We start from the raw sequence: 13,793 nt of genomic DNA, 5'->3' as shown, positions 1-13,793 counted from the left end.
AAAAAGAGGCGCCTCTGTTCACTCGAAACAGAGGCCGCATTCGGGACAGCTGCCAGCAGCGGGAGGAAAACGGCATCCGCATGCCGGACAGACGGTTTCTTCCGCACCGGGGTCGAATATGGCGGCGGCATGCTCAAGATCCTGAAGATCAAGGGCTGTAGTTTTTACGAAATTTTCCGTCAGCACTCTATTTGCCGCCGCCAGATCGTCCTTTTTTACCTGCAGAAGCATTTCCGGCCCACAACATCTTTTGGCGCACCCTGACTCATCTGCGGCGATAACTGCCGGGATCCTGTTTTTCGCCAGGACCGCCCGCAGTTCCTTGACATCCCTCAGCCCCCCCTTCTTGATATTGACCAGTTCATCAAGAGGGCCGATCGCCATGGTCCTTGCCCCATTTTCATGCAGGACTCTTCTCTGCTCGGCAATTTTCTCACTTCCCTTGACCAGTTCCACGTCACAGGAGGGGCAACGGAAAATTTCCGCCCGGAATTCACACTCACATGAAGGACAGTAATTCATCGCCGGATCCAGCGAGCCGGCGATTGCACGACCCCGCTCTTTTACAACCGCTGTCTTATTTTTCTTTTTAAAAAATTTCAAAAACATATTGCTCCAGAAACACCCGGCATCGTTCTACCGGTGCAGGCTGGGCGGAACAAAACAATCTGTTGCAGCACCAGCCGGCCCGGCCGGAAAAATGTTGGACAATTCTTTTGATCACTGCCCCGACGACTTTTTATCTTCATCCTGCTCAGAGAATATAACGGCTCAGATCCTGATCTTTCACGATCTCCGAAAGCTGACCCCGGACATAGTCGGCGGTTACCACAAATTTTTCGCCTCTTCGCTCAGGAGCTTCAAACGAGAGCACGTCGAGCATACGCTCCATTACCGTATGCAGCCTTCTGGCCCCAATCTCTTCGGTCTTTTCATTCACCTCCACTGCGATAGCGGCAATTTCCTCAACCGCTTCCGGTTCGAACTCAAGTTCAACATCTTCAGTTCTCATTAGGGCAACATACTGCTTGATCAGGGCATTTTCCGGTTCGGTAAGAATACGCACGAACTCATCTTTACCAAGGGAGTGCAGCTCTACCCGTATCGGAAATCTTCCCTGCAGCTCTGGGATGAGATCGGAAGGTTTGGCCAGATGAAAAGCTCCGGAGGCGATAAACAGGATATGATCGGTTTTCACCATGCCGTATTTGGTATTAACGGTCGTCCCCTCGACAATCGGCAGCAGATCCCGCTGCACCCCTTCCCGTGAAACTTCCGGACCGTGACTCCCGCCGCCTCGGGAGGCGATCTTGTCGATCTCGTCGAGAAAAACGATCCCGGACTGTTCGGTACGCTTGAGCGCTTCTTTTACTACCTTGTCCATATCGACCAGTCGCTCCATCTCCTCCTGGGTGACCGCGCTCATTGCCTCGGGAATTTTCATCTTCCGCGGCTTCTTGCCCTTGGGGAAGAATTTGCTGAAAGCATCCTGCAGACTTGACTGCATATCCTCCATCCCGGATGTGGTCATTATTTCAATCATCGGGGTTGACTTCGACTCACTGATCTCGACCTCCAGCTCCCTGTCGTCAAGTTTTCCGTCCTGCAGCAGCTTCCGCAGCTTCTCCCTGGTGGAACTTTCCTGTGGTCGTTCCTGGGCAACCGGCAGATCCGGCCTTTCGATGGTGAACGAACTGTTACCCTCAGGTCCCATTGCCGGTCTCTTGTCCGGACCGGGCGGAAGCAGCAGATCAAGGATCCGATCTTCAGCATTTGCTTCAGCGATCCCCTGAATACGATTTTTCTCTTCCTGCTTCACCATATTGATCGCAAGCTCGACCAGATCCCGGATCATCGACTCCACATCCCTGCCCACATATCCGACTTCTGTAAATTTCGAAGCCTCAACCTTGATGAAGGGTGACTGGGCAAGCGCCGCCAGCCGTCGTGCTATTTCGGTTTTACCGACCCCGGTGGGACCGATCATGATTATATTTTTCGGAGCAATTTCTTCGCGCAGAGGAGACGGCACCTGCTTTCTCCGCCACCGGTTGCGAAGAGCTATGGCCACCGAACGCTTGGCATCCGCTTGACCAACGATAAATTTATCCAGCGCTGCAAGGGTTTCCTTCGGAGTAAAAGACTGGTCAGACATTATATTTTCTCTACAATAATTTGATTGTTCGTATACACACAAATGTTGCCGGCAATATTCAGAGCCGTTGTGCAGATCTCTTCGGCACCGAGAGTGCTGTGCTCAATCAGAGCCTGGGCTGCGGCCTGGGCATAGGGTCCGCCTGAACCGATTGCCAGGATGCCGTCGTCGGGCTCTATCACATCACCGGTCCCTGACAAAAGCAGGGAGTGGTTTTTGTCGACGGCAATCAGCATCGCTTCAAGGCGGCGCAGATACTTGTCTGTTCTCCACTCCTTTGCCAGCTCTACAGATGCACGCATCAGGTTTCCCTTATACTCCTCCAGCTTATGCTCCAATTTGTCAAAGAGGGTAAAAGCATCGGCAGTCGCACCGGCAAATCCGGTTATGACCTGGTCCTTGTAAATTCGTCTTACCTTGCGTGCCTGATGCTTCATTACCGTGTTGCCAAGCGACACCTGTCCGTCGCCTCCTATGGCAATCTCACCTTTGTGCCGTACCGCGAGAATTGTTGTCGATCGTATTTTCATTATTATTTTCTGTATAAGATTAGTCGGCTGCAAAAGACGAAAACCGGTGTAACCCGGTTCGTCTTTACTTTTATTGTCACATTTTTTTCGATAGAGGATGAGCCTTGTCATACACATCCGCCAGGTGATCCAGAGTCAGATGAGTATAGCGCTGCGTTGTTGAGAGACTGACATGTCCCAACAACTCCTGCACCGACCGCAGGTCCGCACCCATCTCAAGCAGGTGAGTGGCAAACGAGTGCCGTAAAGCGTGAGGTGTTACAATCTGGGTAATCCCTGCCCGTTCACCGTAGCTTTTTACTATTCTCTCAACACTCCTTGACGTCAGCCTGCTCCCCCGGGTATTGACGAACATCGGTTTGTCGTCGGCCTGTCTGCCGCGCCCGGCGCGCGCCTTGATCAGCTGCATCCTCTGGGGCAACCAGATCCTTACCGCTTCCATGGCGGGCCTGCCAACCGGCACCAGCCTCTCCTTGTTTCCTTTGCCCCGTACCGTAAGCACTTCCTCTCCAAAATCAAGATCTTCAACATTTCTTGAAACCAACTCGGAAACACGTATCCCGGTTGAATAGAGCAGTTCGAGAATCGCCCTGTCGCGAAACATAAAACGGTCGGTTTCATTTGGCGTATCAAGCAGGGCAAAGGTTTCATCGACGGTCAGAAACACGGGGATGTATTGCCCTGTCTTTGGTCCGGACACCGCAGTCAGAGGGTCATGCTTGACAATTTTTCGTTGCAGGCAGAAGCGGAAAAAAGTCCGCAGCGCCGACAACTTTCTCGCCACGGTCGTCGCCGAGCATTGCCCATGGAGGCTTGCAATAAAGCTGCGTATCTGCACGGCGCTGATTTCCGAGGGGCTGCAGATAGTGCCAAGATGGGCACAGAACCCCTCGATATCGCTTCTGTAACCGTTGACTGTATGGATGGAATACCCTTTTTCCGTCTCCAGCCATTTTACGAATTTTTCTATTGTTTTTATCATGTTACGCAAACTCTGTTATGATTGACACTGCTGCTTTTCTGTTCCGGACAAAAACGAACCACCAGACTCTTTTATTTCCCCTCGACTTCTTGACCATTTGAGAATATATACTATGCTGTTCGTGATTAGAGTGGTGAGGGACGTTTCCTCCCGGGAAAAATAAAACCTCGCCGAAGGTTTTCAGATAGACTAACTGTACTTATTATTGGGTCTCATCGTACGTTTCAGGTCATAACAGACGATCAGTGCATCGGAGCTGCCGGGAGTTCATGTGATTTCTGTTCTATCGTGAATAGTTGCTTGAAGCAACACCCTTTTACCGGTAAAAAGCAGCTTGAGCTATGGTTTGTCCCAACCCGGAGCACGATACATCAAATAAAAATATTTGTTAATATGGCGAAAAAAACTTTTGAATCGGCCCTTGCCAAACTGGAGCAGATCACCGAAGAGCTTGAAGACGGACAACTGAGCCTTGAAAACAGCCTGAAGAAATTTGACGAGGGAATTCAGCTAGCCACATTCTGCAGCAGACAGCTGGAGGAAGCCAAAGCCAAGGTGGAGTTGTTGCTTGAAAAAAACGGAAAAACAGAAACAGTACCTTTTGACGGACAAGAAAGTGGAAATCAAGACCTATCTGAGTGAAAGAAAACAAATAGTCGATCAGGCTCTTCAGGAGATGATGCTCACACCGGAGGGGCCTTTTGCAGACCATATCGAGGCAATGCGCTACAGCCTGTTTGTGGGCGGAAAGCGGGTTCGTCCCATCCTCTGCCTTGCCGCCGCCGAGGCGGTGGGGGTGGCAGACCAGCAGGCTGACCTGCTCCCTGTGGCCTGTGCCCTTGAGTGCATACACACCTATTCCCTAATCCACGATGACCTGCCGGCCATGGACGATGACGACCTCCGCCGTGGAAAACCGACAAATCATACCATTTTTGGCGAAGCGGCGGCAATACTTGCCGGCGACGGCCTGCTCACTTGGGCGTTTGACCTGCTGAGCGACACCACCCAGGGGAATATCCCTGCTGAAACCAGGCTGGCCATCATCAAAAAAATTGCAACGGCCTCCGGGCCGCTGGGGATGGTCGGGGGACAGGCGCTTGACATCGCCACCGAAAACAGCGAGTATCCGTTTTCCACCCTGCAGACCATTCACCGCCACAAAACAGGTGCCCTGATAACCTGTTCCGTGGAGGTGGGAGCGCTGGGCGCCGGCGCATCCAACAGACAGCTGCAACAACTGAAAACCTTTGGCGACAATATTGGTCTGGCGTTCCAGATTGTCGACGATCTTCTCGATGAGACCTCGACCACCGAACAGCTCGGCAAGGCGGCAGGGGCCGATGCATCCCGCGGCAAAGCAACCTATCCTGCCTATTTCGGAATTGAACAGACCCGTGTCAAGGCCAAAGAGGCAACGGACAGGGCCGTTCAGGCACTTGAGGAGTTCGATCACCGAGCGGACCCTCTGAGGTCGCTGGCTGAGTATATCTTTACCAGGAGCTACTGAGGTCGGCGGATGTTTTTTCGGTGCAGCTGAACACGACGGCCGTCCGTCAAAAAAGTAATTTTCCTGTTTTTTGTTTTAGTTAAAGTATTTATGTCGACATTACAGCCTGCAGCATCAAAGACACTTTTGGACCAGATTGAATCCCCCGCCGATATACGTGATTTCACCGTTGCCGAGCTGGAGATACTGGCCAAGGATCTTCGTGACACCATAGTCGGGACCGTATCCCGAACCGGGGGTCACCTTGCTCCCAGCCTTGGTGTTGTGGAACTGACCATTGCATTACATTACGTTTTCGATACCCCCAGAGACAGACTGATCTGGGATGTAGGACACCAGTCATACGCCCACAAACTGCTCACCGGCCGAAGAGAAGAGTTTTCGACCCTGAGACAATATCGGGGAATGAGCGGGTTTCCCAAGTTCAGCGAATCAAAATATGACGCATTCGGGACGGGACACAGCTCGACTTCGATCTCAGCCGCCTCCGGAATCACGCTGGCGAAAAACCTGAAGAACTGCAAGCAAAAAGCCATAGCGGTAATAGGTGACGGCTCGATGACCGCCGGGATGGCTTTTGAGGCCCTTAATCATGCCGGCCACCTGGACAAGGATCTCATTGTCATCTTAAACGACAACGAGATGTCAATCTCACCCAACGTAGGAGCTTTGTCGAATTTTCTCAGCAGAAAGCTGTCGGGAAAGACCATGAGCCGGGTCAAGGCCCATCTCGTCGAGAAGCTGAGCATTTACGATGTTGGCGAGAATATTCTCAATATCCTGCGTAAAAGTGAGGAAAGCTTCAAAAGTTTCTTCACCCCGGGAATGCTCTTTGAAGCTTTTAAATTCAACTACATCGGGCCGGTGGACGGGCACAACCTCGAAGAACTCTTGGAAACCCTGGAAACCGTTCGGGACACCTCGCAGGGGCCAATGCTCATACACGTTCTCACCCAGAAAGGCCGAGGGTACGAACCGGCGGAGAAAAACCCGGATATTTTCCACGGGGTCGGTCCCTTCGATATCAAGACCGGGCTGTCGCTTAACTCCAAAAAATCGACAACCTATACCGAGGTCTTTGGCAACACCCTGACCGAAATTGCGGAAAGAGACAGTAAAATAGTCGCCATAACCGCCGCCATGGCTTCGGGAACGGGGCTGGTGGAATTTTCGCAAAAGTTTCCTGACCGCTTTGTTGATGTAGGTATTGCCGAACAGCACGCGGTCACCTTTGCCGCAGGTCTTGCATCTGAGGGGCTGCGACCGGTGGTTGCCGTCTATTCCTCTTTTTTTCAAAGAGCGATGGACCAGATCATCCACGATGTGTGCATTCCCAATCTGTCCGTGACCCTGGCAATTGACAGGGCGGGGGTTGTTGGCGATGACGGCCCGACCCACCATGGAGTGTTTGACCTCTCCTTTCTGCGCTTTATTCCCAATATGGTGCTGATGGCCCCCAAGGATGAACAGGAGCTGCAGCATATGCTTTATACGGCGATCTATTACGACGGCCCGGCCGCCGTGAGATACCCGCGCGGCGCTGGAGAAGGAACGGAGTTGACGGGCAATCTCAAAAAACTTGCCATAGGAAAGGGAGAACTGCTCAGAGAAGGTACCGACATCCTCCTGCTGCCGGTCGGCAACCGCGTATACACGGCACTTGAAGCGGCAGAAGGACTGGACAGGCTCGGTATCGACGCAGCCGTAATCAATCCGCGCTTCATCAAGCCGCTGGATGGTGGTCTGATACTCGAGTGGGCGGAAAGGACCGGCCGCGTAATCACCATAGAGGACAACAGCCGCCAGGGCGGATTCGGCAGCCATGTTCTCGAGCTGCTCAGTTCCAGCGGTCTCAGTTCGGTAAAGACGAGCCTGCTGGGCCACCCCGACAATTTTGTTGAACATGGGCCCCAGAAGATTCTCTGGAAAAACAGCGGGATTAACGAAGCGTCAATAGTCCATGCGGCAATCCAGCTTATAGGCTCCGTTTAACCCGCACATCCGTGAGCACCGGCCGTCCGTCTGGATGGGCCGGTGCTGTAAGTACCTGCGCCGCTGGCTCACACCACCTGGTAATATTCTTTATACCATTGCACGAATTTTGCGATGCCGTACTCCAGGGTGGTGGCGGGTTTGTAGCCGAAATCTTTTACCAGGTCGTCGACGTTGGCATAGGTCGCCGGCACATCCCCCGGCTGCATCGGCATAAAATTCTTCTGCGCCTTTTTACCAAGACACTCTTCCAGCACCTCTATATAACGAAGCAGTTTTTCCTTATTGTTATTGCCGATATTGTAGACCCGGTAGGGACAGTAGGAAGAGGCGGGATCAGGCGCATCGCCGCTCCATTGCGAACTGCCCTGGGGAATCTTGTGGATGACCCGACAGACGCCTTCTACTATGTCGTCTATATAGGTGAAATCTCTTTCCATGTTGCCGTGGTTGAACACGTCGATAGGCCGGTTTTCCAGAATGGCCCTGGTGAACAGGAAAAGTGCCATATCCGGTCTGCCCCAGGGACCGTAGACTGTGAAGAACCTCAGGCCGGTGGTGGGCAGGGAAAAGAGATGACTGTAGGTATGGGCCATCAGCTCGTTGGCTTTCTTGGATGCGGCGTAAAGAGAGACGGGATGATCAACGTTGTCATGAACGGAAAACGGCATCCTGGTATTGGCTCCGTAAACAGAGCTCGACGATGCATAGACCAGGTGTTTCACTCCCGTATGCCGGCACCCTTCGAGAATGTTGCCGAAACCGACCAGGTTAGTGTCAATATACGATCCCGGATCAATCAGGGAATGGCGCACCCCGGCCTGGGCCGCCAGGTTTACGACCACATCAAACCCATACTCGGAAAAAAGACCGGCAACCGCTTCACGGTCCGCCAGATCGATATTGACATGGGTAAAATTTTCCCCGGCGGCGAGAGCCTCCATCCGGTCTTTTTTCAACTGTGAATCGTAATAATCGTTAAGATTGTCCATTGCCACAACCTCAGCGCCGGAGTCGATCAGTTTCCTGGCCAGGTGTGCGCCGATAAAACCGGCGCCGCCTGTGATAAGAATTTTCTTTAGTTCCTGCATTGCACTTGCCTTTTCCGGGAAATCGCCACTTGTCCGTGGTTCTTTTTTCCTGTTACTGTCGACTGGCTCACCAACCGGCGGCGGTTGCCGAGCCATGCCGACTTTTAGCTGATTTATGCCACCGGGCCGGTACACCGGGTGTTAATCATCAAAATCTCCCTGGGGCCCCTTGTCGACATCCAGAGTCTTTGCCCTTTCGATAATCTTATCCCTGGTCCATTGGGCCGGGTCCTCAATTCTTTCAGATTTTGCACCAAGATCATAAGTTCCCGCCGCGGCGAGCATCTCTCTTGCTATGGTCCCGGTACCCGAAGCGTTAAAAACCTCGGTTAGCAGATGATAGACAAAATCTTCGACCCGGCCTGCCATTCTTTTTCTGACTTGCGCGTCCTGGGCCAAAATAAGATTTTCAAAAGGGAGATTCAGTTTCTTGTAATTGCCGCCGCTCCAACCTTTTTCCCTGGCAAAATCCGTCATTTTTTGCCAGGTTTTTTCGGCTACGCCTTCACCGGCCAGCTTGATGAAGTTTCCTTCGGGGTCCTGCGAAGCGTTGCCGTCATCGTTCACCTCGAGACCCCAGCTGATCATCTGCAGCGCCGTTGCCACGTTGGCTTTGGTGGTTTTGGTCTTGCTGGCGATCAGCCGCAGTTTTTCAGAATTGTTGCCCGACGTTCCGTGCTGGGCTCCTGAAATATTGTACCGCTGGAGGTGCTGATGTATCTCTGCCGTCAACTCTACCTGAATACCGGCCCCGCTCGCCTCAAGTCCGTGGGTCGAGCCGTTGTTGAGTGCTATCCAATCGGCAAACACGCCGTGAGCGTTGAGTCCTCTTATCAGAAAGGAGGCGTCATCTACTGTCGACAGCCCCTGCTCACCTTTTATCTCCCCTACTTCGGTTTCAAGCCCGGCCCAACGCGGGATGAACTCGCTGAGCTCGATATTGGCCAGCAGATTTTTGTCATCCGGCATATGGGAGGCGTCCACAGCTATCGAGGTAATTCCGGCATCGAACATGGAAGGAATCTCCATCCTGGCAAAAGAGATGTCATCCTCTGATTTTATGCCGTAGTGGTCGGCGTGGATTGCGACCGGGACCGTTATGCCAAGTTCATTGCATGCCGCATCTACCTGCAGCGCAATATTGTAGAAATTTATCGGGCAATATGTGCTCTCAGACTTTGCAATTTCAATTATTATGGCCGCATCGGCACGCTGCGCGGCAAGCAGCGCTCCCCTGATGACCAGGCTGCTGCGGCCATTTGCCGCAATGGTCATCGCACCGCCTTTTTGGGCCAGCGCCCTGTCGACGACCTTTCCGCTGACGATCAGTGCTTTGGAGTTGGGAAATTTCTTTACTATATTTGGTGGACGCCCGGTTTGAATCAATTTTTCAAATTCCGCATCATATGCCATAGGTCACCTCCGGATAATCTTAATAATTTTGTACAGCAATCCGTTACGCCCGGATATCACTTATTATCTTGGTTATTAGCTTATTTCATTATGTTGTCAAGCAACACTCCAACGTGGTCACACCCGCCAAAATCTATGAAAGACGCAGGTTCAAATCATTTTTCCATCTGATGGGACGACGACGTGTTGTCGTCGAATCCGGAAAAGCTCTTGCGGCCAAAAAAATATACCGCCACCACACTCACCTCATAAAGCACCATCAGCGGCACTCCCATCATCATCTGATTGACCACGTCGGGAGTAGGAGTGAGTATTGCGGCAACAATAAAATTGATAAGGATAGCATATTTTCGATTACGATTTAAAAAACTTACATCAACGACACCTATTTTGGCCAGAAAAACCATGAACAATGGCATCTCGAAAATTACGCCGAAGGCAAGCAACAATCGTATCGCCAGGGTAAAATATTCGCTCACCGCCGGCAGAGAGGTAAGAAATTCATTATTATAGCCCACCAGGAACTTGAAGGCGGGCGGGAAAACAATGAAATACCCAAATGCGGCCCCCCCCAGGAAACAGCAGGTCGAAAGCAGGGTGAAGGGAACCAGGATTCTCTTTTCATGGGCGTAGAGCCCGGGAGCGACGAATCTCCAGATCTGGGAAAAGATGACCGGGGAGCTTATCAGCAGACCACAGACAAGCGCCAATTTTAGATAAAAAAAAACCCTTCCTGGTAAGATGTGAAGATAAGCGAAGTGTTCTCAGGCAGAACCTCCGTAAGAGGCTTGAAAAACCACACCCCGATCGGTTTGATAAAACCGTAACTGATGCAGAAGCCGATAAAAACAGCTGCACACGAAACAATGAGGCAGGAACGGAGCTCCCGCAGGTGTTCCGTTAGCGCCTGTTTCTCAAAATTTTGGTTTTCAGCCTGTGAGGTCATATCGCTTAATCTTTTGTGATGTTCATGATATACTGCTTTTTCTCAGTCGAAGACCTTGATACCATCAACGATCAATTTTAGCAAGGTATCAGCAGGTAGTGAAACACTTTTCTCGCCGCCAAGCAAACAATGGACAGCCTATCCGCCGACCGGACCCGCGTTTCCCGGGTCTGGTACATATATATCCTCCGTTGCCGGGACAACAGCCTCTATACGGGTATTACCACCGATCCGGCGCGCCGACTGGCGGAGCACAACTCCGGCACCAGAGGTGCCCGGTATACCAGATCCCGAAGACCTGCCAACCTGGTATACATAGAACAGACATCGAGCAGAAGCAATGCGTCCAGACGGGAAGCCGCAATCAAGAAGATGACGGCTCCGGCCAAGCAGAAACTCATTGAAAGTTTTTCAACTTCTTGCCATGAGATGATTCACCGCCTTATCGAGACCGTCTAGGGAAAGCTCAAACATCGGGAATATCGAGCCGATAACCCTGGTGGTATGGGTGTAGGGCCAGTGGCTTTTGGGAACAGGATTGAGCCATACCGAATGCGGAAAATATTGATTAATGAATTTGAGCTGTTCCACCGACGGCTTGCCGCTTCGCTCGAACGCGTATATGGAACCGTCGGTGGACATAAGCTCGTATGGCGCCATTGACGCATCGCCGACGACGATAAACCTGGTCTCCGGATCTCTTTTATAGAAATCCTTGACGGATACCGGCTTTTGGTATCGTGCGGGATCTTCCCACAACAGATCATAAATGGTGTTGTGAAAAAAATATGTTTTCAGATCCTTGAACTGTGATTTCGAATGGCTGAAAAGAGTCTGCACCAGCTCGACGTGGGGCTCCATGGACCAGCCGCCGTTGTCTATTGCCAGGATAACCTTGAGGCGATCGACAACGCTTCTTTCAAAAACCAGCTCAATCTCCCCGCCGTTACGCATTGTCTGATAGATGGTGGCATCGACATTGAGCTGGTCCTTGGCCCCGCGGGGGACAAGGTTTTTCAGTTTCCGCAGCGCCTCTGCCATGGAACTCCGGGTCAACGGCCCTTGGGCGGAATAATCCCGATACCGTCTTTCGCCTGCCACCTTAAGAGCCGATTTGCTCATCGACCTCCCCCCGACCCGCAGTCCGCCCGGATGATACCCGGAATGCCCCACCGGGGACGTGCCGCCGGTGCCGATCCATTTCGACCCTCCGTCATGTCGACCCTCCTGGTCCTTGAGACGCTGTTTGAAATATTCAAGCAGTTCTTCAGGCGACAGGGTCGACAGCTTATCCTGGTCCAGGCCAAGACTCTCAGCCAGCTCCTTGGGGTTTTTCAACCACTCTTCAAGCATGCTTGCGGCGAGAAGATCGATTGCTTCACGATCTATATCCAGCAACTCAGCCCCCTGGAAGACATGGCTGAACACCTGGTCGTAGAGGTCAAAGAACTTCTCGCTTTTGACCAGCACCGCTCTTGCCGCGGTATAGAAATCATCCAGCGAACGAACCAGATCGCACGATATTGCCCTGTGCAGCGTCAGAAAAGAGGTCGGGCTGACCGGAATACCAGCCTGCTTCAGTTTATAGAAAAAATCGATAAACATTAAAAGATCCGTTTTTTCATCAATCGCTCGGTAGATCTCTGGTAATCCTCACTCTTCTTGAAAAGCACCCCGAGATAAGGAATTTCTTTGCGCAGCCGGGCTCCGTCGCTAAAGTCGGGGTCGGCGTTGAGCGCCCTCAGCCAATTGATAAGTTCCCTTGTCGCCGGCTTCTTTTCAATTTCATCTATTGAGCGCAGTTCGTAAAAAGTCCTGATCGCTTGATCGGCCAGCCGCTTATCGATGTCGGGAAAGTGCACGTCTATTATGTTTCTCATCATCTTCGGATCGGGGAAAGCGATATGATGGAAGTTACATCTCCCGAGAAACGGATCCGACAGATCCTTTTTGGCATTGGAGGTAATGATTATCACCGGCCGATGGCGGGCTTTTACGACATCATCGGTCTCGATGATGTCAAACTGCATCTGATCGAGGACATCGAGCATATCATCCTGAAACTCGGTCTCCGCCTTGTCGATTTCATCAATGAGCAGCACGCATCTGTGCTTAGCCATAAAAGCCTGGCCGATCTTGCTCATCTTGATGTACTCATTTATATTTCCGACGTTTCTTGTGGAATCACCGAACCGACTGTCGTTGAGCCTGGTAAGAGTGTCGTACTGATAAAGAGCCTCGATCAGCTTCATGCTCGATTTGACATTTAAAACTATCAGATCCATGCGCAGGCTTTCGGCAATTGCATGGGCCAGCATGGTTTTGCCCGTGCCGGGTTCGCCTTTGAGCAGAAGCGGCATCTCAAGAACCATGGAGATGTTGACGATTTTAGCCAGTTCCTCGTCAAGAACATATTTAGTCGATCCGGAAAAACTATTTCGGTCCATATGATTCCTTCACTGCTTGGTACCGCAGTTGGTTGTTTTCGCAGACATCAGGCACCACGACGTGGCAGACCCCTGTCGCATACCAGGAGCATTTCACAGCGGAGACGCTCTTTTCACATTACGTTAACGTGCAAGATAGCACACTATCTCGTTTTCTTGAAGAACGAAATAACACTATCATCCCATCTTTTCCAGAGAACAGATATCGGGGCCGGGGGATCTGGTAAAATCACGACGCTATGTTGGGCTCGGGTAATAATTTGCGGACTTTCCAATTATTGGATACAGCGATCACCCCATGGTCTTCTATTCCCAGCCATCCCGGTTACTGTTTCCATATGCGCAGTGGTGCTTATCTATACATAGTGGAATATTCTCCAGGACGTTGAATGAACTGCACCGACCAACTTTCAATATTACTTGAGCGCAGTTGAAATATTATTGATACAAGATATTCCGGAGATTCAACACTTTTTCCAGCACCAACAAATATCACATATCAATATGATATAATTGATCATTTCATCAACAAAGCTTATCTGGCTGGTTTTTTTTTACCGGTATTCTGCACGAATGTAGACGATTTCAGGGGCATTCCGATTGACATTTAAATTCCCTATTTGTAGATTCAAAATCCTGCTGGAGTGTTGTGGGGGAGAAACGGCATAAATCAGCCGAAGCGGTATATCGGCGGGGGCTGATTCATTCGATTGATTGAGGTCAAAAG

General features: G+C 51.3%; 12 protein-coding genes and 1 pseudogene. 4 read left to right on the top strand and 9 right to left on the bottom strand.

Going from position 1 to position 13,793, the window contains the following annotated elements; translation table 11 throughout:
- Nucleotides 1–18: 18 nt before the first annotated feature.
- The 4 genes from BLQ17_RS06005 to xerA all read right to left on the bottom strand — a co-directional run bounded on the left by BLQ17_RS06005 (nt 19) and on the right by xerA (nt 3,667).
- Nucleotides 19–603 (bottom strand): zinc ribbon-containing (seleno)protein DG, encoded by a 585-nt coding sequence (locus tag BLQ17_RS06005; RefSeq protein WP_143005446.1) that lies wholly within the window; start codon nt 601–603, stop codon nt 19–21.
- Between the two features lie 151 nt (nt 604–754).
- A complete protein-coding gene (hslU, locus tag BLQ17_RS06000) occupies nt 755–2,155 on the bottom strand; it encodes an ATP-dependent protease ATPase subunit HslU (protein ID WP_092220787.1) in 1,401 nt (466 codons plus the stop codon).
- The gene (gene hslV / locus BLQ17_RS05995; protein WP_176761105.1) at nt 2,155–2,685 is read right to left on the bottom strand and encodes an ATP-dependent protease subunit HslV; all 531 of its coding nucleotides are present in this window, start codon (nt 2,683–2,685) and stop codon (nt 2,155–2,157) included. The genes hslU and hslV overlap by 1 nt, the downstream gene beginning before the upstream one ends.
- Nucleotides 2,686–2,761: 76 nt before the next feature.
- Nucleotides 2,762–3,667, bottom strand: coding sequence for a site-specific tyrosine recombinase/integron integrase (gene xerA / locus BLQ17_RS05990; protein ID WP_092220785.1), 906 nt, complete (start codon nt 3,665–3,667; stop codon nt 2,762–2,764).
- Nucleotides 3,668–4,060: 393 nt separating this feature from the next.
- Between xerA and BLQ17_RS05985 the strand changes: the two genes are divergently transcribed.
- The 3 genes from BLQ17_RS05985 (at nt 4,061) to dxs (ending at nt 7,169) form a co-directional block, all read left to right on the top strand.
- A complete protein-coding gene (locus tag BLQ17_RS05985) occupies nt 4,061–4,309 on the top strand; it encodes an exodeoxyribonuclease VII small subunit (RefSeq protein ID WP_092220782.1) in 249 nt (82 codons plus the stop codon).
- Nucleotides 4,284–5,177, top strand: coding sequence for a polyprenyl synthetase family protein (locus BLQ17_RS05980; protein ID WP_092220780.1), 894 nt, complete (start codon nt 4,284–4,286; stop codon nt 5,175–5,177). The genes BLQ17_RS05985 and BLQ17_RS05980 overlap by 26 nt, the downstream gene beginning before the upstream one ends.
- Nucleotides 5,178–5,267: 90 nt before the next feature.
- Nucleotides 5,268–7,169, top strand: coding sequence for a 1-deoxy-D-xylulose-5-phosphate synthase (gene dxs, locus BLQ17_RS05975; RefSeq protein ID WP_092220778.1), 1,902 nt, complete (start codon nt 5,268–5,270; stop codon nt 7,167–7,169).
- 68 nt (nt 7,170–7,237) lie between these two features.
- Here dxs and BLQ17_RS05970 read toward each other — a convergent pair whose 3' ends face one another.
- The 3 genes and pseudogenes from BLQ17_RS05970 to tatC form a co-directional block, all read right to left on the bottom strand.
- Nucleotides 7,238–8,260 carry an NAD-dependent epimerase gene (locus tag BLQ17_RS05970; RefSeq protein ID WP_092220822.1) on the bottom strand — a complete coding sequence of 341 codons (1,023 nt, stop codon included), beginning with the start codon at nt 8,258–8,260 and terminating at the stop codon, nt 7,238–7,240.
- A 141-nt stretch (nt 8,261–8,401) separates the two neighbouring features.
- Complete coding sequence (locus BLQ17_RS05965) at nt 8,402–9,673, bottom strand: class II fructose-bisphosphate aldolase (RefSeq protein ID WP_092220777.1); 1,272 nt, start codon at nt 9,671–9,673, stop codon at nt 8,402–8,404.
- A gap of 155 nt (nt 9,674–9,828) precedes the next feature.
- Nucleotides 9,829–10,619, bottom strand: a pseudogene (tatC, locus tag BLQ17_RS05960) (twin-arginine translocase subunit TatC).
- Between the two features lie 129 nt (nt 10,620–10,748).
- On the opposite strand from tatC, the gene BLQ17_RS05950 reads away from it, so the two are divergent.
- On the top strand, nt 10,749–11,078 hold the full coding sequence (locus BLQ17_RS05950) for a GIY-YIG nuclease family protein (RefSeq protein ID WP_092220771.1): 330 nt from the start codon (nt 10,749–10,751) through the stop codon (nt 11,076–11,078).
- Here the strand turns inward: BLQ17_RS05950 and BLQ17_RS05945 are convergent.
- Together BLQ17_RS05945 and BLQ17_RS05940 are read right to left on the bottom strand one after the other, a co-directional pair.
- The gene (locus BLQ17_RS05945; protein WP_092220769.1) at nt 11,031–12,224 is read right to left on the bottom strand and encodes a vWA domain-containing protein; all 1,194 of its coding nucleotides are present in this window, start codon (nt 12,222–12,224) and stop codon (nt 11,031–11,033) included. The two genes, BLQ17_RS05950 and BLQ17_RS05945, sit on opposite strands and share 48 nt — an antisense overlap.
- Nucleotides 12,224–13,066: an AAA family ATPase gene (locus BLQ17_RS05940; protein WP_092220767.1), complete on the bottom strand. Its 843-nt coding sequence runs from the start codon at nt 13,064–13,066 to the stop codon at nt 12,224–12,226. The genes BLQ17_RS05945 and BLQ17_RS05940 overlap by 1 nt, the downstream gene beginning before the upstream one ends.
- Nucleotides 13,067–13,793: the final 727 nt, after the last annotated feature.

The sequence above is a fragment of the Desulforhopalus singaporensis genome, assembly GCF_900104445.1.
GTDB lineage: Bacteria > Desulfobacterota > Desulfobulbia > Desulfobulbales > Desulfocapsaceae > Desulforhopalus_A > Desulforhopalus_A singaporensis.
Note: the sequence above shows the minus strand (reverse complement) of the source record. Positions and strands in the feature narration are given on the sequence as shown.

Excerpts from the sequence above, each read along its gene's own strand:
- hslU (WP_092220787.1), bottom strand. The coding sequence starts at position 2,155 with ATGTCTGACCAGTCTTTTACTCCGAAGGAAACCCTTGCAGCGCTGGAT.
- hslV (WP_176761105.1), bottom strand. The coding sequence starts at position 2,685 with ATGAAAATACGATCGACAACAATTCTCGCGGTACGGCACAAAGGTGAG.
- xerA (WP_092220785.1), bottom strand. The coding sequence starts at position 3,667 with ATGATAAAAACAATAGAAAAATTCGTAAAATGGCTGGAGACGGAAAAA.
- BLQ17_RS05985 (WP_092220782.1), top strand. The coding sequence starts at position 4,061 with ATGGCGAAAAAAACTTTTGAATCGGCCCTTGCCAAACTGGAGCAGATC.
- dxs (WP_092220778.1), top strand. The coding sequence starts at position 5,268 with ATGTCGACATTACAGCCTGCAGCATCAAAGACACTTTTGGACCAGATT.
- BLQ17_RS05970 (WP_092220822.1), bottom strand. The coding sequence starts at position 8,260 with ATGCAGGAACTAAAGAAAATTCTTATCACAGGCGGCGCCGGTTTTATC.
- BLQ17_RS05965 (WP_092220777.1), bottom strand. The coding sequence starts at position 9,673 with ATGGCATATGATGCGGAATTTGAAAAATTGATTCAAACCGGGCGTCCA.
- BLQ17_RS05950 (WP_092220771.1), top strand. The coding sequence starts at position 10,749 with ATGGACAGCCTATCCGCCGACCGGACCCGCGTTTCCCGGGTCTGGTAC.
- BLQ17_RS05945 (WP_092220769.1), bottom strand. The coding sequence starts at position 12,224 with ATGTTTATCGATTTTTTCTATAAACTGAAGCAGGCTGGTATTCCGGTC.
- BLQ17_RS05940 (WP_092220767.1), bottom strand. The coding sequence starts at position 13,066 with ATGGACCGAAATAGTTTTTCCGGATCGACTAAATATGTTCTTGACGAG.